General features: G+C 38.8%; 22 protein-coding genes. 7 read left to right on the forward strand and 15 right to left on the reverse strand.

Annotated elements, in window-relative coordinates:
- Window positions 1-28 precede the first annotated feature (28 nt).
- The 15 genes from D6853_RS11825 to rpmH form a co-directional block, all read right to left on the reverse strand.
- A complete protein-coding gene (locus D6853_RS11825) occupies window positions 29-391 on the reverse strand; it encodes a GntR family transcriptional regulator (protein ID WP_120658215.1) in 363 nt (120 codons plus the stop codon).
- Window positions 392-576: 185 nt separating this feature from the next.
- On the reverse strand, window positions 577-1,284 hold the full coding sequence (gene deoD, locus D6853_RS11830; RefSeq protein ID WP_120658216.1) for a purine-nucleoside phosphorylase: 708 nt from the start codon (window positions 1,282-1,284) through the stop codon (window positions 577-579).
- A gap of 27 nt (window positions 1,285-1,311) precedes the next feature.
- Window positions 1,312-2,193 carry a DUF3881 family protein gene (locus D6853_RS11835; protein WP_120658217.1) on the reverse strand — a complete coding sequence of 294 codons (882 nt, stop codon included), beginning with the start codon at window positions 2,191-2,193 and terminating at the stop codon, window positions 1,312-1,314.
- Window positions 2,194-2,237: 44 nt separating this feature from the next.
- Window positions 2,238-3,527 carry a serine--tRNA ligase gene (serS, locus tag D6853_RS11840; protein WP_120658218.1) on the reverse strand — a complete coding sequence of 430 codons (1,290 nt, stop codon included), beginning with the start codon at window positions 3,525-3,527 and terminating at the stop codon, window positions 2,238-2,240.
- A 63-nt stretch (window positions 3,528-3,590) separates the two neighbouring features.
- Window positions 3,591-4,112, reverse strand: coding sequence for a DUF4446 family protein (locus tag D6853_RS11845; protein ID WP_120658219.1), 522 nt, complete (start codon window positions 4,110-4,112; stop codon window positions 3,591-3,593).
- A gap of 15 nt (window positions 4,113-4,127) precedes the next feature.
- A complete protein-coding gene (locus tag D6853_RS11850) occupies window positions 4,128-5,027 on the reverse strand; it encodes a ParB/RepB/Spo0J family partition protein (RefSeq protein WP_120658220.1) in 900 nt (299 codons plus the stop codon).
- Between the two features lie 13 nt (window positions 5,028-5,040).
- A complete protein-coding gene (locus tag D6853_RS11855; protein WP_120658221.1) occupies window positions 5,041-5,817 on the reverse strand; it encodes a ParA family protein in 777 nt (258 codons plus the stop codon).
- 281 nt (window positions 5,818-6,098) lie between these two features.
- On the reverse strand, window positions 6,099-6,842 hold the full coding sequence (gene rsmG, locus D6853_RS11860; protein ID WP_120658222.1) for a 16S rRNA (guanine(527)-N(7))-methyltransferase RsmG: 744 nt from the start codon (window positions 6,840-6,842) through the stop codon (window positions 6,099-6,101).
- Complete coding sequence (mnmG, locus tag D6853_RS11865; RefSeq protein WP_120658223.1) at window positions 6,832-8,760, reverse strand: tRNA uridine-5-carboxymethylaminomethyl(34) synthesis enzyme MnmG; 1,929 nt, start codon at window positions 8,758-8,760, stop codon at window positions 6,832-6,834. Before mnmG ends, rsmG begins: the two co-directional genes overlap by 11 nt.
- A 3-nt stretch (window positions 8,761-8,763) precedes the next feature.
- Entirely contained in the window at window positions 8,764-10,185 is a 1,422-nt protein-coding gene (gene mnmE / locus D6853_RS11870) for a tRNA uridine-5-carboxymethylaminomethyl(34) synthesis GTPase MnmE (protein ID WP_120658224.1), read from the reverse strand.
- A gap of 93 nt (window positions 10,186-10,278) precedes the next feature.
- The gene (gene jag, locus D6853_RS11875; protein ID WP_120658225.1) at window positions 10,279-11,034 is read right to left on the reverse strand and encodes an RNA-binding cell elongation regulator Jag/EloR; all 756 of its coding nucleotides are present in this window, start codon (window positions 11,032-11,034) and stop codon (window positions 10,279-10,281) included.
- A gap of 23 nt (window positions 11,035-11,057) precedes the next feature.
- Window positions 11,058-12,368: a YidC/Oxa1 family membrane protein insertase gene (locus D6853_RS11880; protein ID WP_120658226.1), complete on the reverse strand. Its 1,311-nt coding sequence runs from the start codon at window positions 12,366-12,368 to the stop codon at window positions 11,058-11,060.
- 20 nt (window positions 12,369-12,388) lie between these two features.
- A complete protein-coding gene (yidD, locus tag D6853_RS11885; RefSeq protein WP_120658227.1) occupies window positions 12,389-12,598 on the reverse strand; it encodes a membrane protein insertion efficiency factor YidD in 210 nt (69 codons plus the stop codon).
- A complete protein-coding gene (gene rnpA, locus D6853_RS11890; protein ID WP_120658228.1) occupies window positions 12,599-12,946 on the reverse strand; it encodes a ribonuclease P protein component in 348 nt (115 codons plus the stop codon).
- Between the two features lie 61 nt (window positions 12,947-13,007).
- Entirely contained in the window at window positions 13,008-13,142 is a 135-nt protein-coding gene (gene rpmH / locus D6853_RS11895; protein WP_013282343.1) for a 50S ribosomal protein L34, read from the reverse strand.
- Between the two features lie 546 nt (window positions 13,143-13,688).
- On the opposite strand from rpmH, the gene dnaA reads away from it, so the two are divergent.
- The 7 genes from dnaA (at window position 13,689) to D6853_RS11930 (ending at window position 23,853) form a co-directional block, all read left to right on the forward strand.
- The gene (gene dnaA / locus D6853_RS11900) at window positions 13,689-15,089 is read left to right on the forward strand and encodes a chromosomal replication initiator protein DnaA (protein ID WP_120658229.1); all 1,401 of its coding nucleotides are present in this window, start codon (window positions 13,689-13,691) and stop codon (window positions 15,087-15,089) included.
- A 303-nt stretch (window positions 15,090-15,392) separates the two neighbouring features.
- Entirely contained in the window at window positions 15,393-16,502 is a 1,110-nt protein-coding gene (gene dnaN, locus D6853_RS11905) for a DNA polymerase III subunit beta (protein WP_120658230.1), read from the forward strand.
- A gap of 20 nt (window positions 16,503-16,522) precedes the next feature.
- Complete coding sequence (locus D6853_RS11910) at window positions 16,523-16,738, forward strand: RNA-binding S4 domain-containing protein (protein WP_120658231.1); 216 nt, start codon at window positions 16,523-16,525, stop codon at window positions 16,736-16,738.
- On the forward strand, window positions 16,735-17,838 hold the full coding sequence (gene recF, locus D6853_RS11915; protein WP_120658232.1) for a DNA replication/repair protein RecF: 1,104 nt from the start codon (window positions 16,735-16,737) through the stop codon (window positions 17,836-17,838). The genes D6853_RS11910 and recF overlap by 4 nt, the downstream gene beginning before the upstream one ends.
- A 15-nt stretch (window positions 17,839-17,853) precedes the next feature.
- A complete protein-coding gene (gyrB, locus tag D6853_RS11920) occupies window positions 17,854-19,791 on the forward strand; it encodes a DNA topoisomerase (ATP-hydrolyzing) subunit B (protein WP_120658233.1) in 1,938 nt (645 codons plus the stop codon).
- Between the two features lie 26 nt (window positions 19,792-19,817).
- Window positions 19,818-22,370 (forward strand): DNA gyrase subunit A, encoded by a 2,553-nt coding sequence (gene gyrA, locus D6853_RS11925; RefSeq protein ID WP_120658234.1) that lies wholly within the window; start codon window positions 19,818-19,820, stop codon window positions 22,368-22,370.
- 25 nt (window positions 22,371-22,395) lie between these two features.
- Window positions 22,396-23,853: a GGDEF domain-containing protein gene (locus tag D6853_RS11930; protein WP_120658235.1), complete on the forward strand. Its 1,458-nt coding sequence runs from the start codon at window positions 22,396-22,398 to the stop codon at window positions 23,851-23,853.

A 23,853-nucleotide genomic window follows, 5' to 3' on the forward strand; every position in this document is an offset into this window, starting at 1 on the left:
TCTCTTCTTTTAATATTATTTATTTAGTTCACTTATTCGCAAACTGTTCTACAAGCTGTATGATCTGTTCTTCATCAAATCCAAGTCTCTTCATATTGTTGAAAAAATCTTCTATTTCCATATCAATAAGTGCTGTTCTTAAATCTTTAATCATATTCTCGTCCTCCGTAATAAAACGACCACTGGTTCTTTCTGAGTGGACAAGTCCTGTCTGTTCGAGGTCACTGAGCGCTTTCTGCATTGTGTTGGGATTAACTCCGGCTTCTGCAGCAAGGTCGCGAACACTTGGTAGCTTATCACCGCTGTTATATTTTCCTGTTACAATGTCGTTTTCTATGTGCTCAATAATCTGTACAAAGATGGGCCTGTCTAAATTAAGGTTCAATGGCATAATACTCTATTCCTTTCTACAGATTTTGTTATTGTACTACTGTACTAGTCACTTAGTACAATAATACAATAACTCCATCCTCCTAACTTTGTCAACACTTTTTTTCAAAAAAATTTACAAACACAAAAAAGAAGGCCTGTGAACTGCGTTCACAAGGCCTCCTTACATATTATTTATTATTATGATCAAAGCTGTATTGCTGTCTTAAGCGCGATCTCCATCATGTCGGTAAAGCCTGTCTCTCTTTCTTTTGCGGAGAGCTCTCCTTCTTTGAAGAGGTGATCTGAAATGGTAAGAATTGTAAGTGCGTTCTTCTTGGCTTCAGCAGCGTTCATGTAGAGTGCAACTGTCTCCATTTCAACGGCAAGTGCTCCCATATTTCTGTAAAGCTCACTCTCGTTACACTTCTTGTAGAATGCATCTGAAGAAAGAACGTTTCCTACGTGATACTTTACATTCTTTTCCTTTGCGATAGCTACTGCTTTCTCAAGGAGATCGTAGCTGGCTGTCGGACAAAATGTTCCGGGAAGTCCGTACTGGAAACCGTAATTGGAATCTGTATGTGCTCCCATTGCAAAGATGATGTCCATTACGTTGACATCTTCCTTTAGTCCGCCCGCGCTTCCAACTCTTATGATGTTATCTACATCATAGAAATTGAACAGTTCGTATGTGTATATTCCTATTGAGGGAATTCCCATTCCGTGTCCCATTACCGACACTTCTTTTCCCTGATATTTTCCTGTAAATCCAAGCATTCCTCTTACTTCGTTGAAGCACTTTGTATCTGTAAGAAATGTCTCGGCGATAAATTTTGCTCTTAAAGGATCACCGGGCATAAGGACGGTCTTGGCTATATCTCCTTTTTCGGCGCTGTTATGTGGTGTTGCCATACTCTGTTCTCCTTTCTTATCTCTATTTTATTTTGGAAAATTGATGTATCCCTGCATCCAAATATTTCCTTTAAATCTTCTTCCAACAGCCGGTTCTCCGAGAAGATCCGCCTCGTTTATGCACAGATCGAATTCCAGGTCGTTACAATTTATGCGCATTATGTGCACGGTCTCCTGCGTGAGGGAATTGACTGTTTTTCTGACTTCAGTTATCTCGCCAAGTACGGAGTAATGATCGCACTCAACTCCATACGGCATAAAATAGGTATCAACCAAGCTGTACACATCCTGCTTTCTGATTTTTCTTGAAAGCGTCGTGTAAAGGTCCATATCATCAAGTGTCAGTGATTCGATAGCGCTCTCGTCACCTTTCCTTGCATTGTTGATAAGCCTGTTTCTGTAATTTGTTTTTTTCTTGGCTACCTGTTTCTCTTCTTCTGTCTTGGCAATCGGCATAAGTATCTGCCCTTTTATCGAAAGCGCCGACAAACTTAAAGTTGTTCCCCTTATCGGGAAATGATCTTCGTTCTCATATTTCATATAAGAGATCATGTTTAGAAGGTAAAAAACAAGTGAAACTCCGATTCTGTTTTCATTACATATTCCGGCATATGAATGCTGCGCCGCGTGTCTTTCTACGGATATGTCTTCTTCGGTGCTGACTCTTGATGGGATCAGATAAGGATAATAGTATTCGTAAACGAATTTATCTTCCTCATCAAACTCACCGCATACGGCAAGTCCCATTCCCTCGGAGTAGTCTTTCATAAATTCCGCTATTATCTCATTGTCTTTTGACGAGGCATAATTTCTGCTCGTCGGATGTTGAACTGAACTGACTATAAGCTGTGTCATTTCTTTTCTGTTCTTGATGTTTGAAAAGCCCACTGCTCTTAGGAATTTATGCAACTACTGTTTCACCTCTTTTCAGTTTCCGATGTTTATCTTTGTTCTTATTTCTTTGTGGGAATAAGAACTTCTTTTCCTCCCATGTAAGGACGAAGAACCTCAGGAATCTTAACGCTTCCGTCTGCCTGAAGGTTGTTCTCAAGAAATGCGATGAGCATTCTCGGAGGAGCTACTACTGTATTGTTAAGTGTGTGTGCAAGGTAATTTCCGTCCTTGCCCTTAATTCTGATCTTAAGTCTTCTTGCCTGTGCATCTCCGAGGTTAGAGCAGCTTCCGACCTCAAAGTATTTCTGCTGTCTGGGTGACCAAGCTTCTACGTCGCAAGATTTGCATTTAAGGTCCGCAAGATCTCCTGAGCAGCACTCAAGTGTACGTACCGGTATATCCATAGATCTGAAAAGATCTACTGTGTTCTTCCAAAGCTTGTCGTACCATGTCTTTGATTCTTCGGGCTTACAGATTACAACCATTTCCTGCTTCTCAAACTGGTGAATTCTGTAAACACCTCTCTCTTCGATTCCATGTGCACCTTTTTCTTTTCTAAAGCAAGGTGAATAACTTGTAAGCGCCTGAGGAACCTGCTCCTCGGGAATGATCTGGTCGATGAACTTACCGATCATTGAGTGCTCACTTGTTCCGATGAGATAAAGGTCTTCGCCTTCAATCTTGTACATCATAGCTTCCATCTCAGGGAAACTCATAACACCCGCAACTACATTTCCATGGATCATGAAAGGAGGAACGCAATATGTAAAGCCTCTCTCTATCATAAAATCTCTTGCATAAGAAATAACTGCCGAATGAAGTCTTGCGATATCACCCATTAAATAATAGAATCCGTTGCCGGCAACTCTTCTTGCGGCATCAAGATCTATTCCGTTGAAACTCTCCATTATATCTGTGTGATAAGGGATCTCAAAATCAGGTACAACGGGATCTCCGAATTTCTCGATCTCTACGTTCTCAGAATCATCTTTTCCAACAGGAACTGAATCATCGATTATCTGAGGAATGATCATCATCTTGTTTGTAACTTCTTCATCAAGTTTTCCTTGCTTCTCTTCAAGCTCAGCAAGTGTCTGGGCATCTTTTGCAACCTGCTCCTTAAGAGCCATTGCCTCTTCTTTTTTGCCCTGTGCCATAAGGCCGCCGATCTCTTTTGAGATCTTGTTTCTGTTTGCTCTAAGCTCGTCAGCCTTCTGCTGGTTTGTTCTTCTCTCTTCATCAAGCTTAATTACTTCATCCACAAGAGGAAGCTTTTCATCCTGAAATTTTTTCTTGATGTTCTCTCTTACTACGTCCGGATTCTCACGTAAAAATTTAATGTCTATCATTCCGTTTATTCCTCCAAAAATTTCTATGGTAAATAGATTTTTTACAATTTAATTTCAATAAACTTATCTACTTGTGTTTGCAAGTGCTTTTTCAAGTGCCGCTCTCTCGTCTTCACTGAGTTCAACATCTGCAACTCCGCCATTTATTTCTTTTGAATAGCAGTAATTGAGTCCGTCTGTGCTGTGAACCGAGTTGAGCAGATATCCGTTATCGTTCTCATCAAGCATGCAAAGAGCGAAGCTGAGCTTTCCGCCCATCTGATTAAATGCATCATACTTCTCAAGTCCGATCTTCTGGAATGTTTTCTGCATTCTCTTGTTGATGTCTTGAATATCTTTTCTGTTCTTTTCGTTCTCTGTTCTGATAAGTCTGTTGTCATGGAAAAGACCTACGATCTCATCTTCAAGAGATTCTGCTTCTTTTCCCTGCATGAATTTGTTGTATCTTTTCTCAAGTTTCTTTACTCTGGATGTCTGTACTATTGATACGATGATCATTATGAGCAGTGCTCCGATCAGTACAAAAAATAAAATTGCGGGGTCAAGATTTCCAAGACCCAATGAATTAAATATCTGGCTCTCCATATTTATTATCTCCGATTATCCTCTACATAGTCTATCTGTAATTTTCTCTAAGTCGTCATTGCTGTAGAACTCGATCTCTATCTTTCCGGTTCCGTCTCCCTTGGAGATAATATCTACCTTTGTTCCTACTGCCTGTTTGCATTTCTCAGAGAGTGATGCATAAATCGCATCAATGCTTTCGTTCTTAACTACTTTCTTACCGGGCTTCTTGGTTTTTCCAAGATTCTTTACAAGCTTTTCTGTCTCACGTACACTGAGCTTCTCATCAAAAACTTTCTGCGCAAGATTTATCTGCTCTTCTTCGTTATCTACAGGAATAAGTGCTCTGGCATGTCCGGTGGAAAGGAGTCCTTCAACAACCATCTCCCTTACTTTGTCACAAAGCTTAAGCAGTCTCAAAGAGTTTGTTATTGTAACTCTGCTCTTTGATACCTTCTCTGCGACAACATCCTGTGTGTATCCGAAATCATCAATGAGCTTCTTGTACGCGATAGCTTCTTCAATTGGATTGATATCCTCTCTCTGAATATTATCGATAAGTGCTATCTCAGCAATTTCCTGCTCATTGAGATCTTTTATTATAACCGGTACTTCTTTGAGTCCGGCTTTCTTTGCTGCACGCCATCTTCTCTCACCGCCGACGATCTCATAATGATCCTTCTTGTCGGTAACTATGATGGGATTTATGATTCCGAACTGCTTGATTGATTCTGAAAGTTCTATGAGACTGTCTTCATCAAATGTTTTTCTGGGCTGATTTCTGTTTGGTTCAACCTTGGTGATGTTGACCTTTACTACCTGTCCTTCAATGTGTTGTTCAACAATCTTTGTTTCTTTTGCTGAGGATGATACCTTTGCCGGTATTATGGAATCAAGTCCCTTACCTAATCCTCTTTTCACATTCTTAGCTGCCATGTTCCCCTCCGGTTTAATCAAACTTTCTATCTATTACCTCGCCCGCGAGAAGTCTGTATGCTTCTGCTCCCGCTGACTTGGGTTCATACACATTTATTGGCATTCCATAACTGGGCGCCTCTGCAAGACGTATGTTTCTTGGAATGATCGTCTTATAAACATTTTCCTGAATATGTTCCTTTACGTTCTCAACTACCTGAAGTGATAAGTTCGTACGAGAATCAAACATAGTAAATACTACACCTTCCATCTCGAGTTCAGGGTTCAGTCTGTCTTTCACAAGATTAACCGTATGAACAAGCTGACTTAATCCTTCAAGAGCATAGTACTCACACTGAATAGGAACAAGAACTGTGTTGGCTGTTGTCATAGCGTTGACAGTCAACATACTCAAAGAAGGTGGACAATCTATAACTATATAATCATAGTCATCTTTTACTTTACCGATTGCTTCCCTTAAGATAAATTCCTTCTGCTCTGCATCGATAAGTTCTATCTCTACAGCAGCCAGGTTTACATTTGACGGAATGATATCTACTCCGTCTATTTCTTCAACGACATTTTTGATGATAGCATCATTGGTTTCACACTCACCTATCATGAGTTCGTAAATGGTATTTTCTAATTCATTTTTATCAAGTCCGAATCCGCTGGTGGTATTTCCCTGTGGATCTGTATCAATGACTAGAACTTTCTTTCCTTTTTCTGCCAATGCTGCTGACAAATTAATAGAAGTAGTGGTCTTTCCGACCCCACCTTTTTGGTTTGCGATTGCAATTACTCTACCCATTACTCCTCCAAGCTATTTAAACACTAATCTGATTTTACCACATTATAATGCTTATGGTATTACAAATCGGTTTGATCGTATGTGTTTATGATTATTATTTCTATATATTGTGTTTGAAATTGTTTTGTTTCACCACACAATTATATTATTGCGTTGTATGTTTCACGGAGTTTTTTACTACATTTAGTGTTTCGATGTTTCACGTGAAACAATTTTTTGTATTATGAATTGTGTCTGAGTTCAATGTTTCACGTGAAACATAATAATCAATAACACAATATCTATGATAATGGTTTCTTAGATGGAACTCCTGCCTTTCGAGGATATTGTTTAGAAGTCTTTTCTCTCTTTTCAATAATACAGATAGTTCTACTGTAATCTGAATCAGGAAGAACAAACTCCGGACTGTCTATAAGTTTTCCTCCAAGGAGATGGATTGCTCCTTTTGCCTTGGATAATTCTTCACCGGCTTTTTCACTTTTATAAGCAATAAATCTTCCACCAACTTTTACATACGGTAGACAATACTCGGATAAAGTAGAGAGATTAGCAACTGCTCTTGAAACAGCAATATCAAAAGTTTCTCTCAAAGAATCTTTATTACCAAAAGAAGAATAGTCCTCTGCTCTTCCATGTAAGGTTACTATACTACCTTCGTCATTAAGTCCAAGCTCATCGATCACATCATTTAAAAAGTTAAGTCTCTTATTAAGAGAATCAAGAAGTGTGATCTTAAGTTTTGGAAAAACAATCTTAAGCGGAATTCCCGGAAAGCCTGCTCCGGTTCCTACATCAATAAGCGAATACTTTTCTTTGGAAAAATCAAAATACTTATAAGCAGAAATACTGTCTACAAAATGAAGTTTGCACACACTGTCAAACTCAATGATGGCAGTAAGATTCATAACCTCATTCCACTTTATTAGAAGTTCATAGTATTTATCAAATTGAGTAAGCTGTTTATCACTTAGTTCAACACCCAAAGACTTGAAGTCATTGATCATATCAGAGTATTTAATTCTCATCGGCACTTCCTCTTCTAAGTGAATCAAGGTAAATAATGAGTACTGAAATATCGGCAGGATTAACTCCTCCGATTCTTGAAGCTTGTCCTATATTAGTCGGTCTAAATCTTTCAAGCTTCTGTCGTGCTTCCAATCTAAGACTTCCGACATCATCATAATTTATATCAGCAGGAATTTTCTTCTTTTCAAGTTTCTTGAACTGCTCAACTTGTCTTTCCTGTCTGTTGATATAACCCTCATATCTGATTGTGATCTCAACCTGTTCTATTACATCATCGGGAATAGCTTGTCTATCAGGATCAATATCTTCTATAAGCTTGTATGAAAGTTCGGGTCTGCAAATAAGTTCCGCAAGAGAAGTTGCCGTCTTAAGAGATGGCGTACCAACCTTCTCCATAAATTTCTGGATAGTTGCATTGGCTCCGACCACAGTATTTTTTAATCTGGTAACTTCTTTATCAATAAGATCAATCTTGGTACAAAGCTTGTTATATTGCTCTTCGGAAATAAGACCTATCTCATATCCTTTTTTACGAAGTCTGATATCGGCGTTGTCCTGCCTGAGCAACAATCTGTACTCTGCTCTTGAAGTCATCATTCTGTATGGCTCAAGATTTTCCTTAGTAACAAGATCATCTACAAGAACACCTATATATCCCTCAGATCGATCAATGTATAAACTCTCTTTATTAAAGATCTGCATTGCAGCATTGATTCCGGCATAAAGTCCCTGAGCCGCAGCTTCTTCATATCCACTGCTTCCGTTAAACTGACCGGCACTGAACAAACCTCTTGTAGTTTTGATCTCAAGATTTGCATGAAGCTGACCGGGACATAAGCAGTCGTACTCAATGGCATATGCATTTTTTACAATTCGACAATTCTCAAGTCCGGGGACAGTTCTGTACATAGCTATCTGAACATCTTCAGGCATGGAAGAAGACATTCCGTCAATATACATCTCATTGGTAAATGTTCCTTCAGGTTCAACAAAGACTTGATGTCTTTCGTGATCTGGGAACTTAATAACTTTATCTTCTATAGAAGGGCAATATCTCGGACCAACACCTTCTATGATTCCTGCATAAATAGGTGATCTGTCGATATTGGCCTTAATTATCTCATGAGTTTTCTCGTTAGTATATGTCAACCAACATGAAACCTGTGGACGCTGTACATCTTTTGGATCCGTATCAAAAGAAAAAGGAACAACGGGAGTATCTCCAAACTGCTCAGACATTTTAGAATAGTCAATTGTATTTCCATCCATCCTTGCAGGTGTTCCCGTCTTAAATCTTCTAAGTTCAATTCCCGCATCAATAAGTGAAGCGGAAAGAAGGTTAGAAGGAAGAAGTCCGTTAGGTCCGCTGTAAGTAATCGCTTCACCTGTAAGACAGCGGCTCTTTAAGTAAGTACCCGTACAAAGAATAACTGCCTTAGCCTCATAAATTATTCCGGAGAAAATCTTTACTCCGACAATCTTATTGGTATAGCCTTCTTTTTTAAGATCATCGGAAACTTCCTCAAAAAGAATCTCAGAAACTTCAGCCTGTTTAATACAAAGATGTTCCTGAGCTTCAAGAACTTTTCTCATCTCTTTGGAATATTCCATCTTGTCTGCCTGACATCTGAGCGAATGAACGGCGGGACCTTTGGAAGTATTAAGCATCTTAGATTGCAAGAAAGTCTTATCTATATTTTTACCCATCTCTCCACCAAGAGCATCAATCTCTCTGACAAGATGACCCTTGGAGGATCCTCCGATATGAGGATTACAGGGCATAAATGCAATGTTGTCGGCGCTCATCGTAAAGACAATAGTTTCAAGACCGAGTCTTGCACAAGCAAGAGCGGCCTCGCAACCGGCATGTCCGGCACCTATAACAACAACATCAAATTTCTCTTTAACAATAGTCATAAATTATTTACCCATACAAAACTTGGAGAAGATTTCCTCTACAAGATCGTCGCCAATCTCTTCGCCAAGTATTTCTCCGAGTGCTTCATACGCACCTGTCAGATCAACAGTGTAAAAATCCTCGGAAAGATTCTTAGAAATACTATCAAGAACAAGCTCCAAACTATTAAAAGCTTTATTCAAAAGATCTTTATGTCTTACATTGGTAATATATATTTCCTGCTTGGGAACAATATCACCGTTGAAGAATAATTCAGATATAGCATCTTTCAATTCTGAAATGCCATTTCCTTTTAACATAGAAGTTCTTATTATAGGCAAATGATCGTTTGAAGAGTCTGAAAAATGCATACGAATAATATCTTCTGTTATTTTAATATTATCAGAAAGATCGTTTTTATTTAAAAGAACTATCGTCTTCTTGGACTTACATAGTTCTATAATATCTTTGTCTTCACTATCAATTTCATTGGTAGAATCAAGAATATACAAAATAAGATCAGCTTCTTCGATCTTACTCTTTGCTTTATCAACACCGATCTTTTCTATGATATCTTCTGTGTCTCTGATACCGGCCGTATCAATAACATGAAGAACAATATCCCCAAGTCTGACCGTTTCCTCAATAACATCACGTGTTGTACCGGCGATATCTGTTACAATAGCTCTTTCATCGCCGGTAAGAGCATTTAAAAGAGATGATTTTCCGGCGTTAGGTTTTCCTACAATAACGGTTTTTATACCGTCTTTTCTGATCTTACCTTCATCGGCGGTCTCAATCAAAGATGCAATCTCTTTTTTCATCGGATCTACAATTGCTTTTAATTTTTCGGGATAACCGGTAAGGTCATAGTTCTCTGGATCATCAAGAGCAGACTCGATAAAAGCCATCTCATAAAGTATCTTTTCACGAAGGCTTCTAATCTTGGAACTGAGCTTACCCTGAAGCTGTCCTTTGGAGCTTTCAAACGCAAAATTATTTTGAGCGCTGATGATATCCATAACTGCTTCAGCTTTAGTAAGATCAATCCTACCATTTAAAAAAGCTCTCTTTGTAAACTCACCAGGCTCAGCAAGTCTGCAGCCCTTATCCAATAAAAGATTGAGAATGCTGTTCATCACAAGCATTCCGCCGTGAGAATTGATCTCAATCACATCTTCCATAGTGTAGCTGTGAGGAGCCTTCATAAAAGAGATCATTACTTCATCAATAATTTCTTCTCCATCACAAATATAACCAAACTTGATCGTATTTGGTTCATGAGATAAAAGAGTATGTTCTTTTTTTGATGAAAGGTAAACAGTATCACAGATAGAAAGTGCCTGCGGTCCGCTTACTCTGATAATACCTATTCCGGCATCAGACATAGCCGTAGCAATGGCACAGATCGTATCATTACTGAAAGTCCTTAGTACTCCTGGCATTTCAATCCTCCGATAAAACTACCGTGAAGAAACAAGCTACATATTACTCAAATAATCCCCCTCAAAGCATTTGCTCGGAGGGGGATCTTATAATTATTTCTTTAAAGTAACCACTACTCTTCTGAATGGTTCTTCACCCTCACTATGAGTAGTAACGTATCTGTCACCCTGAAGAGCTGAATGAATTATTCTTCTCTCATAAGGATTCATGGGCTCCAAAGCTACTGACTGTCTTGACTTTCTAACTTTATAAGAAATATTCTTAGCAAGATTTTCAAGAGTAGCTTTTCTTCTTTCTCTGTAGTTTTCTGTATCTACCTTTACGTGAATGTAATCGGCAGATTCCTTATTAACTACCAAAGAAACAAGATACTGAAGAGAATCAAGTGTCTGTCCTCTCTTACCAATGAGAACTCCCATCTCTGCTCCGCTAAGCTCGATATCTAAGATATTATCTTCTGCGTTGAATTTCGATTCAATAGCAACTTCCATTTTCATAGCATCGAATACTTCCTTAAGGAAAGCATCTGCTTTAGATGTAAGCTTGCCGGCATCGATATCAGAAACCTTTGAAACCTTAGGCTCTTCGGCAGCTTTCTTGGTTTCCTTCTTTGTCTCGTTCTTTACTTCCTTCTTGGGCTCGGAAGTTTTAACTTCTACCTTTTCTTCAGGCTTATCTTCTTTAATTCTTGCTTTGATAACGGCGGGCTTTGCATTGATTCCAAGGAATCCTGATGAACCGCTCGTTATAACTTCATAATCAAGTCTGTCACTTGTAACAAGTAAAGCTTCGCATGCCTCTGTAATGGCATCGTCAACGTTTTTTGCCGTAAACTCTCTATATTCCATTTTTCCCTCCCCTATAGGAATTATTATTTATTGTTTTTCTCGTTAAACTCTTTTACCATGTTTGCTTTAGCAAGAAGAGAATCCTTTCGGATTTCTTTATTGGAATAAACATCTCTTACTTTCTGAAGCTCAGCTTCTCTCTCCTCCATAGAAACAGATGATTTAGAAGCTACTGAAGAAATGCTTCTAGTATTCATGTTGGCATATCTGTTCATGGAAGGTGTTGCCTTCATCTTCTCTTTTTTCTCGTTGTACTTCTCGATATTCTTGGCAATCTGAGCATCAATGTCTGTCTTATCAATATGCTTGTTGATAAGAACCTGCTGAATTGCTCTTACAACAGCACTTGCAATCCAGTAAATACCCATACCTGCAGGAAGACTGAAGCAAAATACCGCAGACATAAGAGGCATCATAACATTCATAGTCTTCATTGACTGCTGCATCTGAGCTGTAGGATCGTTCTGATCGGCCTTGCCATCTGCCTGTGCAGGCTGAGGCATAAGTTTAACGGAAACCCACTGTGTAAATGCAGAAAGAACAGGAATAGCAATTGCTCCGAGAAGAAGTAAAAACTGCTTATTTGCAAAAGCAGTCTGAAACATAAATCTTGGTGAATCACTGATGTTAAGTCCAAGGAATGAATTGTACTTACTTAATAAACTATGTGTACTTTCTATAGAAGAAGAAAGTCCTGAAAATTTCTCAGTAAAATTGGACCAGTCTGCTGATGAAGCCTTATTTAAAACATCAATAAGAGTATTCTCAACGTACTGAACATCGCCTTTTACAAAAAGCTCATTACTGAACTGTCCTGAAAATGACTTAGCGCTGGAAATTGAATTTTGTACAAAATCAATTGCACCGTCAGTTGTGCGGATCTGCTCTACCAAAGGATAGAAAGCATTTTTAACAATGGTTACATAGCCCGGAATAGCATAAATAACACGATAAAGTGAAATAAGAATAGGCATCTGAATTAACAGCTGCAAACAACTTCCGGTCTGAGATACGCCATACTTGGCATAGACCTCTTTGGTCTCCTGCTGCATAGCCAGCATAGAATCGTTGTCTTTTTTACCTTTGTACTTTTCCTGGATAGCCTTGAGTTCTGGGCTCATCTTAGACTGAAGTTTAGAAAACTTCTGCTGTTTGTATGTCAAAGGAAGCAGACAAAGATTAATTACAATAGTGAAAATAATAATTGCAAGGCCGATATTAGGAATGCCGATTGCATTTAATGCATTAAAAATTGCATTCATTACCTGGCCAAGCAGCCAAACGATGGGCTTAAGAAGTTTTCCCTTATCCTGGGAAAAATATAATGCTAACAAATTTAACCTCCTCCTAGCACTTACGGAACCGGATCATATCCACCGCTTGAAAAAGGATTACACCTTAAAATTCTCCAAGCAGCCAGTAGTCCCCCTTTAAGGGCTCCGTACTTTTCTATTGCTTCTAGTCCGTATTCCGAACATGTAGGAATATACGGACATTTTGTTCTTTTTAACGGAGACAGATATTTCCTATACAATTTTATTAGATAGATCAATATCTTTTTCATTTAAATACCGCCATTTTTTATTATGCGGGCCTTCCCTGCCAAGCTTAAAAGAGAATCTTTTATATCAAAAAAAGTTGCCTCTTTTGCACAGGCTCTGGCAACGACTACTATGTCCAAACCACTATTGAACATATCTTCGTGTAGCCGGTAACTTTCTCGAACAAGTCTTGCAAATCTGTGCCTTACAACACTGTTCCCAATCTTTTTACTGCATGAAATCCCAAGTTTATTGGTAGAACCGTTATTTTTCCACACATAAAGAACTATGTATTTATTGGCATAGCTCTTACCGTTACCATAAACATTGCGGAATTCACTTGTCTTTTTCATTGATTCTGAAAAAAGCATCTGTTTATCCTTTATAATTTCGGAAGAAGAAAAAAGGCCACATCATTTGTGACCTTTACTATCAAGCAGATAATCTCTTTCTTCCCTTTGCTCTTCTGGCTGCGAGAACTTTTCTGCCGCCCTTAGTAGCCATTCTTGCTCTGAAGCCGTGAACTCTGGCTCTCTGAAGCTTATGAGGCTGGAATGTCATCTTCATAGTCGGAAACACCTCCTTCTTACACAAACTAAATAAAAACTAAGTATATATAATTACTCAGAAACTATCTAAATAATTACAGATTACATCCTGTGTGGAAAAAATCTTTATAATTATAATAAATAAAAAGATAGCAGTCAACCCATAAAACCTCAGAAAATTGGGCTTGGATATTTCAAAAAAAATCTAAAAAAAATATTTGACAATATATTGTGTCGATAAAAGTTATCCACATCAAAATGTTGATTTTGTGGATAACCTGTTGATTAATATTTCAAACCTCTTTTTATCCACATTTTTCCTGAATTTTGTGGAAAACCTAGGGCATAATTTGGACACATTTAAAATAAAAGCCCATATTTAAGCCATTTATAACGGTAGATAGTTTTAGGTGGAAAAACAATGTTTTTTCCACAAGAAAAAAATAGGGTGTTTTGCAAAATTTTTTTCACAAAAGTTATCCACAAAATGTGCTTGTTTGATATTTGACACTATTTAATATAAAATAGTAAAAGTCTATAATCTTGCTATTTTGGGGAGTTTTTCATGCAATCTACTACTGAAATCACAGAAAAATTAAAAGCTAATTGGGAGTCAATTAAGCACACTATCAAGATTGAATCAGGTATTACGGAGATATCTTACAAGACTTGGATCGATCCTCTTACTGTATACAGTATGGAGGACAACAACGTCATAATTCTGATTCCATCCGATAATTCAATGGCCCTTCAATATATAATAGGCCACTATATGGACTTTATTAAAGTTGCCATCTCTGAATTTCTTGAAGATATGGTCGACGTATCTTTTATTCTCAAAAAAGATGCTATTAATAATGAAGAAACACTTGAAAATGATCTGGTAAAAGATCAGGAAAACCAGTATTCAAGCAACATTAACTATGAACATTCAAATCTTAATCCAAAATATAGATTTGATACCTTTGTAGTAGGAAGCAACAATAAGTTTGCACACTCTGCTTCTCTTGCTGTTGCCGAATCACCCGGAACATCTTACAATCCTCTTTTCCTATACGGAGGACCGGGACTTGGTAAGACTCACCTTATGCATTCAATCGGTCACTTCATAATGGAGCATGATCACAAAGCAAAGATTCTCTATATAACTTCAGAACAGTTTACCAATGAAGTTATTGAATCAATCAGAAGTGGTAAAACTGAGAGTATGTCCAAGCTCAGAGAAAAATATAGAACTGTTGATGTACTTATGGTCGATGATGTTCAGTTTATTATAGGTAAGGAATCAACTCAGGAAGAATTTTTCCACACTTTCAACGAGCTTCATCAGGCCGGTAAACAGATTATTCTTTCTTCCGATAAACCACCTAAGGAGATGGAAACTCTTGAGGAAAGATTCAGATCAAGATTCGAGATGGGACTCATCGCAGATATTCAGTCTCCTGATTATGAGACCAGAATGGCAATTCTTCGTAAAAATGCGGAGAACTACGGTAAGAGTATTGATGATGAAGTAATAGATTACATTGCTACCAATATTAAGTCCAACATCAGAGAACTTGAAGGTGCATATAATAAGATAATTGCTTATTCGAGACTCTACAACGTTGATGTTACTTTGGAAAATGCAATGGAAGCGTTGAAGGATATTATTTATCCTGACAAGACCAAGGTTATTACACCGCAGCTCATCATTGATACAGTATGTGAACAGTACGGAACAAAGAAAGACGACATTATATCCAAGAAGAGAAATTCAGAAATTGTTCTTCCAAGACAGATAATAATGTATCTTTGCAGAGAACATACCGACGCTTCACTAGAAGAGATAGGTAAGATTCTTGGTAAAAAAGATCACACTACCGTAATGAGTGGAATAAATAAGATTAGACAGAAACTATCGCTTGATGATGAACTCAATAAAAACATAGATATTATAATGAAGAAACTCAATCCTTCTTTATAATAAACACAATCATTATGGATATTTGTGGATAACTATGTAAATCTGTGTGTATTTGTATCTGAATTAATTGTTATTTGAGGGTGGATAATATTTTATTGGCTGATATGCCAAAATTTGGCTTGTTTATAACTTTTATTTTTTCAACATCTAAATTTTTATTATCAACACCCAAAAATTTGTAAAAAAGCCTCACAGATTGTATAATAGAATAGGTTTTACACTTATCAACAGCTATTATTAATTCTTTTATTATTTATTTATATTATTTTTATATTTGCATGCACGAAGGGAGTAATGACTTAAATGAAATTTGTATGCTCAAAATCTAACCTAGTGAGTGGATTACAGATTGTGTCGAAGGCTGTTCCTTCTAAAACAACAATGTCTATTCTTGAATGTATATTGGTTGACGCTACAGAAGGAATGATCAAATTCATTGCTAACGATATGGAGTTGGGAATACAGACTGTAGTGGAAGGAAACATTGTAGAAAGAGGATTTATAGCTCTTGATGCCAAGATTTTCTTTGACATTATTAGAAAACTTCCTGATAACGACGTTACAATAGAATCCGACAGTTCCAACAAAGTTACGATCAGCTGCGAAAAAGCTAAATTCAACCTCATCGGAAGAAAGGGTGATGATTTCACTTATCTTCCTTCTATCGAAAAAATCGACGGAGTAACTGTTTCACAGTTCACTCTCAGAAATGTAATTCAGCAAACAATCTTTTCAATATCTGAAAGCGACGCAAATAAAATGATGTCAGGTGAGCTTTTTGAAGTAGACGGAGAAAACTTAAAGCTCGTATCCCTTGACGGACACAGAATTTCCATCAGAAAAGTTAAGCTTGGAGGATCTTATTCCTACAAGAAAGTTATAGTTCCCGGAAAAACACTCGGAGAGATCAGTAAGATTCTCGGCGACAGCACAGAGAAAATGGTAAATATCTATTTTACCGACAAGCATGTTCTCTTTGAGTTTGATAAGACTATTGTTGTTTCTCGTCTCATTGAAGGTGAGTATTTCAGCATTGATCAGATGCTTTCAAGTGACTACGAAACAAAGATGAGCATTAACAGAAAAGAGTTCCTTGATTGTATAGACAGAGCAACTCTCCTTGTAAAAGAGGGAGATAAAAAGCCTGTCATCATTTCGGTTACTGACGGAAAGATGGAGCTTAAGATCAATTCAGCCATAGGAAGTATGGATGAAGAGATTGATATAGATAAGCAGGGTAAAGATCTTATGATCGGATTCAATCCCAAGTTCCTTATCGATGCGCTCAGAGCGATTGAGGATGAGACAGTAGATATCTATCTTGTTAATCCTAAAGCTCCTTGCTTTATCAGGGATAAAGATTCAACATACACATATCTTGTACTCCCTGTTAACTTCACCACAGTAGATTGATTTTTAGGATATAACAAGCGATGGAAATTATAAATTTAAGAGCACAGGATGAATTTATTAAACTTGGTCAGGCTCTGAAAAAAGCCGGACTTGAAAGTTCAGGTGTTGATGCCAAGATGGACATTCAAGCCGGAATGGTTAAGGTGAACGGAGAAGTCGAGACAAGAAGAGGTCGTAAATTATACGACGGAGATATTTTTGAATACGACGGCCGTCAGGTTAAGATAGAAAAATGATAATAAAATCACTGGAACTTGCTGATTTCAGAAATTATGAGAATGTAAAGATTGATTTCAGCAGCGGTACAAATATTTTATACGGTGACAATGCTCAGGGAAAGACAAACATTCTCGAAGCAATTTTTGTTTCTGCAACCACTAAGTCACACAAGGGTAGCAAGGATAAAGAAATAATAAGATTTGGCAAAGAAGAAGCCCATATCAGGACAATTCTTGAAAAAGATAACGCAGAATATCGCGTAGACATGCATCTTAGAAAGAATAAATCCAAAGGAATTGCTATTGATTCTCAAAAGATCAAGAGAGCATCCGACCTTATAGGAAAACTAAATGTAGTATTTTTCTCGCCTGAAGATCTTAGTATTATCAAAAACGGTCCTTCAGAAAGGCGCAGATTCATGGATATGGAGCTGTGTCAGCTGGATCAGATATATCTGAATAGTCTTTCTAAGTACAATAAGTTAGTAGTCGAAAGAAACAGAGTTCTAAAGGATCTTTTTGAACATCCCGAAAACAGTGTTCTTTTGGATGTTCAAGACAAGCAGTTATGCGAGTATGGATCCGTCATAATCAAAACAAGAGAAAAATTCATCAAAGATCTTAATGAAATAATAAGACCTATTCACAGTAAATTGACGGGAGAAAAAGAAATCCTGTCCGTTTATTATGAGCCAAATGTGGAAAGTGATGAATTTGAAAAAAAGCTCACTGCTTCAAGGAAAAAAGATATGTATTCCAAGCAGACTACAGTTGGACCGCATAAGGACGATTTTTCTTTTATCGTCAGGAAAAATCCTGATGAAGAAGGAATAGATATCAGGAAATACGGCTCGCAGGGACAACAAAGAACGGCATCTTTATCACTAAAATTATCAGAGATAGAGATAGTCAAAAGAGCTAAAAAAGAAAATCCGGTACTTCTTTTGGACGATGTATTGTCGGAGCTTGACAGCAACAGACAGAATTATCTTTTAAACACCATAGGAAATATACAGACAATAATAACCTGTACCGGACTTGATGAATTTGTAAACAACAGATTTGAAATAGATAAGCTGTTCAAGGTAACAGAAGGAACAGTAAGTAGCGAAAACTAAGAAACGGAGCTTAAAATGGGAAACGAAGAAGTAAAGTATGGCGCTGACCAAATCCAGATTCTTGAAGGACTTGAAGCGGTTAGAAAAAGACCCGGTATGTATATCGGAACGACAGCCAGCAGAGGTCTTCACCATCTTGTTTACGAGATAGTGGATAACTCGGTTGATGAAGCCCTTGCGGGTTTTTGTAATCATATCGAAGTAACCATCAATGAGGATAACACGATCATTGTAAAAGATAACGGAAGAGGTATTCCCGTTGATGTTAACCACAAGTCAGGTCTTACCGGAGTTGAGGTTGTATTTACAATCCTTCACGCCGGCGGTAAATTCGGCGGTGGCGGTTACAAAGTTTCCGGTGGTCTTCACGGCGTAGGAGCATCTGTAGTTAACGCGCTTTCAGAGTGGCTTGAAGTTCAGGTAACAAGAGACGGCAAAGTATATGAGCAGAGATACGAAAGAGGAAAAGTTTGTTATCCTCTTAAGGTCGTAGGTGATGCACCCGAAGGTGCTACAGGAACAAGAGTATACTTTAAGCCTGATGCTCTTATTTTTAAAGAGACAACAATTTACGATTATAACATTCTTAAGCAGAGACTCAGAGAGATGGCATTCCTTACCAAAGGTCTTAGGATCACACTTACAGACCTTAGAGTGGAAGAAGGCGAAGAACCTACAAGCCAGACATTCCACTACGAAGGAGGAATCAAGGAATTCGTTGAGTATCTCAACAAGAGTAAGACATCTCTTTATGATGAGATCATGTACTTTGAAGGAAATAAAAACAACGTACAGGTTGAAGTTTCTCTTCAGCACAATGATTCTTATACAGAGAGTATCTATACATTCGTAAACAATATCAATACTCCTGAAGGAGGAACTCATCTTGAGGGCTTCAAGGCTGCTCTTACCAAGACTTTTAATGACTACGCAAGAGCAAACAAGATGCTCAAAGATAACGAGGACAACCTTACAGGTGAGGATATAAGAGAAGGTCTTACGGCTATCATTAGTGTTAAGATTGAGGATCCTCAGTTTGAAGGACAGACTAAGCAGAAGCTTGGAAATTCCGAGGCAAGAGGAGCAGTTGCAGGTATCGTAGGTGAACAGCTCACATATTTCCTTGAGCAGAATCCTAACGTTGCCAAGCAGATCCTTGAAAAAGCTATCCTTGCTCAGAGAGCAAGAGATGCAGCTAGAAAGGCTAGAGATCTCACAAGAAGAAAATCAGCTCTTGATGGACTTGGACTTCCCGGTAAGCTTGCGGATTGTTCCGATAAAGATCCCAAGAACTGCGAAATTTTCATAGTTGAGGGAGATTCCGCCGGCGGATCCGCTAAGACAGCAAGAAGTCGTGCGACACAGGCTATCCTTCCTCTTCGAGGAAAAATCCTCAACGTAGAGAAGGCCAGAGTAGATAAGATCTACGCCAATAACGAGATCAAGGCCATGATCACTGCTTTCGGAACCGGTATTCACGAAGACTTTGATATTTCCAAGCTTCGTTACAACAAGATCATCATCATGACCGATGCCGACGTAGACGGTGCTCACATTGCAACACTTATGCTTACTTTCCTCTATAGGTTCATGCCCGAACTTATCAAAGAGGGCCATGTATATCTTGCACAGCCGCCTCTTTATAAGCTTGAGAAGAATAAAAAAGTCTGGTATGCATACAGCGATGAAGAACTTAATAAGATTCTTCAGGATGTTGGAAGAGATCAGAATAATAAGATACAGCGTTATAAGGGTCTTGGAGAGATGGATCCCGAGCAGCTTTGGGAGACAACAATGGATCCTGAGAGAAGAGTACTCCTTAAAGTAACGATCGATGAAGAATCAGAATCAGACATTGATGTCACATTTACAACTCTCATGGGAGATAAGGTTGAGCCCAGAAGAGAATTCATCGAAAAGAACGCTAAATTCGTTAAGAACCTGGATATCTAAAAAACCGGTATAAACAGAGGAAAAAAATGGCAGATAATAATAACAATAACAACAATAATAACCTGTCAGATGACGTTTTTGAGAAGGTTACGATAGACAAAATAAAAGAGGTTGATCTTCAGAAGACCATGGAATCGGATTATATCGATTATGCCATGAGTGTTATTGCATCTCGTGCGCTTCCCGATGTAAGAGACGGTCTTAAGCCCGTTCAGAGAAGAATCCTGTATTCCATGATAGAGCTCAACAACGGTCCTGACAAGCCGCATCGTAAGTGCGCGCGTATCGTCGGAGATACAATGGGTAAATATCACCCTCACGGTGACAGCTCTATTTACGGTGCTTTGGTTAACATGGCACAGCCTTGGTCCATGAGATACTGTCTTGTAGACGGACACGGAAACTTTGGTTCCGTGGACGGTGACGGCGCTGCCGCTATGAGATATACAGAGGCAAGACTCACCAAGATCTCAATGGAGATGACGGCCGATATCAACAAAGATACCGTAGATTTCACTCCAAACTTTGATGAAACGGAGAAAGAGCCTACAGTACTCCCCAGCCGTTATCCCAACCTTTTGGTTAACGGAACAACAGGTATTGCGGTAGGAATGGCAACAAATATTCCTCCTCATAACCTTCGCGAAGTAATAAATGCGGTAGTTAAGATGATAGACAACCGCGTTCTTGAGGATAGAGAAACAGATATTGAGGAGCTTCTTCCCATCGTAAAAGCTCCCGACTTCCCTACGGGAGGAATAATCCTCGGAACAAGAGGTGCCGAGGAAGCATACAGAACAGGACGCGGCAAAGTAGTAGTAAGAGCCGTTACAAATATTGAGCCTATGTCAGGCGGTAAGAACAGAATCGTTGTAACAGAGCTTCCTTACCTTGTAAACAAGGCTAATATGATTTCCAAGATTGCCGAGCTTGTTAAGCTCAAGAAGCTTGACGGAATCACAGCTCTTCGAGATGAGTCTGACAGAGAAGGTATGCGTGTTGTAATCGAGCTTAGAAATGATGTTAACCCTAACATCATGCTCAACAAGCTCTACAAGCATACTCAGATGCAGGATTCCTTCGGAATCATCATGCTCGCACTTGTAAACAATCAGCCCAAGGTGCTTGGACTTACCGAAATGCTTAAGCATTACATCAAGCATCAGGAAGAGGTAGTTACAAGAAGAACTCAGTATGATCTCAACAAGGCAGAAGAGCGTAACCATATTTTGGAAGGCTTGCTCATTGCCCTTGATAATATCGATGAAGTAATCAAGATTATCAGAGGAAGTGAAACAGTTGCCATTGCAAAAGAGCAGTTGATGGGTCGTTTCGGACTTTCCGATGCTCAGGCACAGGCTATTGTTGATATGAGACTTCGTACTCTCACAGGCTTGGAAAGAGACAAGCTTGAGCAGGAGCACGCAGAACTCTTAAAGAAGATTGAAGAATTAAAGGCAATTCTTGCAGACAGAAAGCTCCTTCTTGGAGTAATCAAGACTGAGATCACAGAGATTTCCGACAAATTCGGAGATGACAGAAAATCTCAGATAGGACATGACGATTCCGACATTGATATGGAGGATCTCATTCCCAACGTCAATACTGTTATCGCAATGACTAACTTAGGATATATCAAGAGAATGTCTATCGATAACTTTAAGGCTCAGAACCGCGGAGGTAAGGGAATCAAGGGAATAACCACGATCGACAATGACTTTGTGGAAGATATCCTTATGACGACGACACATAACTACGTTATGTTCTTTACCAACACGGGAAGAGTGTACAGATTAAAGGCTTATCAGATTCCGGAGGCATCCAGAACATCAAGAGGAATGGCAATCGTAAACCTCCTTCAGCTTGCGCCCGGAGAAAAGATAACGGCCATGATCCCGGTTAAGGATTTCGAGGACAAAGATAAGTGTCTGTTCATGGTTACCAAGAAGGGTACCGTAAAGAAAACTCCTATAGTTGATTTCTCAAATGTCAGAAAAACAGGACTAGCAGCCATCAACTTAAGAGACGATGACGAGCTTATAGAAGTAAAGACACTTAAGCAGGATACAGAAGTATTCCTTGTTACCAAAAACGGAATGTGTATCCACTTTGCAGAGAGCGATGTCCGTACAACCAGCAGATCTTCGATGGGTGTTAGAGGAATGATGCTTGACGACACAGATGAGATTGTCGGAATGCAGCTCAATACACAGGGAGATTCACTCCTTATCGTTTCCGAAAAAGGCTACGGAAAGAGAACAACACTTGATGAATTCCACAGCCAGTTCAGAGGCGGAAAAGGTGTTAAGTGCTACAAGATCACTGAAAAGACAGGATCTGTAGTCGGAGTAAAGGCTGTAAACAGCGACAATGAGATCATGATGATAACAAGTGCGGGTATTATCATTCAGCTTCGAATGGATGAGATTACCGTACACGGAAGAGTTACATCCGGTGTTAAGATGATCAACCTTGATAAGGATGTTACGGTTGCCAAGATAGCCAAAGTCAGAGAGAAAATCTCCGACGGAGATAAAGAGCTTGACGATATCGAAGATGTAAGCGAAGAAGAAGTTTAATATACTTTGATTGTGAGGGGACTCAATGAATATTGGACTGTTAATCTCTGAACCGGAAGAAGAAATAGTAAAAAGAATCTGCATGGGTGCAGTAAAAGCGGCTAATGACAAGGAAGTTACCCTTGTCATTATGCCGGGTAAAAAAATCTGTTCCAAAAAAGGCAAAGAAAAAGAGGATGATTACGATTATCAGTACAATGCCCTTTTTGACTATGCCAAAGAGATGAATTTTGATGCTCTTTTAATTGATATAGAGAGAATAGGCAAAGAGACGACTATTCTGAGAAAAGAAGCATTCTTAAAAAAGTTCAAAGATATTCCCGTACTCACACTCACGGAACAAGAAGGATATTTATCTGTAAATCAGGTAGAAAATGAGAAAGAGCATTTCGAGCAGCTTGGATATGAGGCTGTTTGCGATGCGATTTTCTATGTAAAGAACCAGGTACTTCCGCCGCTTGAAGCCGATCAAAAATTTGGTTTCGATCCCGAGCCCGATTATAAGGCGCTTATCACCATAGCCGATATCGGAAGGAAGATCCTTCACAGAAAATACGAATCCGAAGCCTCTTATAAAGCAGTTACCAAAATAGCTTTAGACAACGGATTAAAGGATTGCGGAATCTTTCTCTATGACAAAAAGATCAAAAACAACGAGAAAAACAATTGGGCAATCCCGGAGAAAATCGGCGTAAAAGCTGCGATAATAAACGGTAAAGAAGCGCTTTTTGAAGACGGTAAGCTTGAAACGGATACGAGCGAAGTAATATCTTTGTTTACCAGAGACGAAAACAAAGTGCTGATCATGGGAAATCTTTTTGTAGGAGACTGCCAGCTTGGTCTTATTATTGTGGATTTCCATAAAAAGTTTTTGATAGATCATTTTTTTGACAGCATCACAGGTATACTTACCGGAATTTCAAGACTTTCATATCTTGAAAGACAGTTGCAGGAAACAAGAGAAGAGCTGTACGATGTGCAGGAAGAGCTTGCAAGAGACGATTCAGTGCTTGATCATATAGGAGATCAGGACTATCTCACGGGAGGACTCAACAGAAGAGGATTCTTTGCGAAAGCGTACGACCTTCTGAAGGAGAACTTCAGTGAAGGAAAATATGCGATCGTTGCGTACATTAACATGGAATCGCTCAAAAATATCAACGATATTTACGGACACGACGAGGGAGACCGCGTCGTTAAGAAGGTTGCGGACATACTGCAGACGGTATTTGATGATTGCATAATCGGAAGGATCCGAGGTGATGAATTTGCGGTCATAGAGATTACCGCCGATGAAGATCGCTCAGAGGCACTTCGCGAGGAAATGTCCGTGCAGAACACCAAGCTCTTTAGCGAATCCAAGAGATATATAAATCATCTGCAGTATTCAATCTGCGAATTCAGCTATGAAGAAAACCTCTCGCTCCGCCAGATGCTAAAAGAGACGGATGAGAGCTTACAACGAATTAAAGGAAATATCTAA

The sequence above is a fragment of the Butyrivibrio sp. X503 genome (genome assembly GCF_003625475.1).
Classification (GTDB): Bacteria; Bacillota; Clostridia; order Lachnospirales; family Lachnospiraceae; genus Butyrivibrio.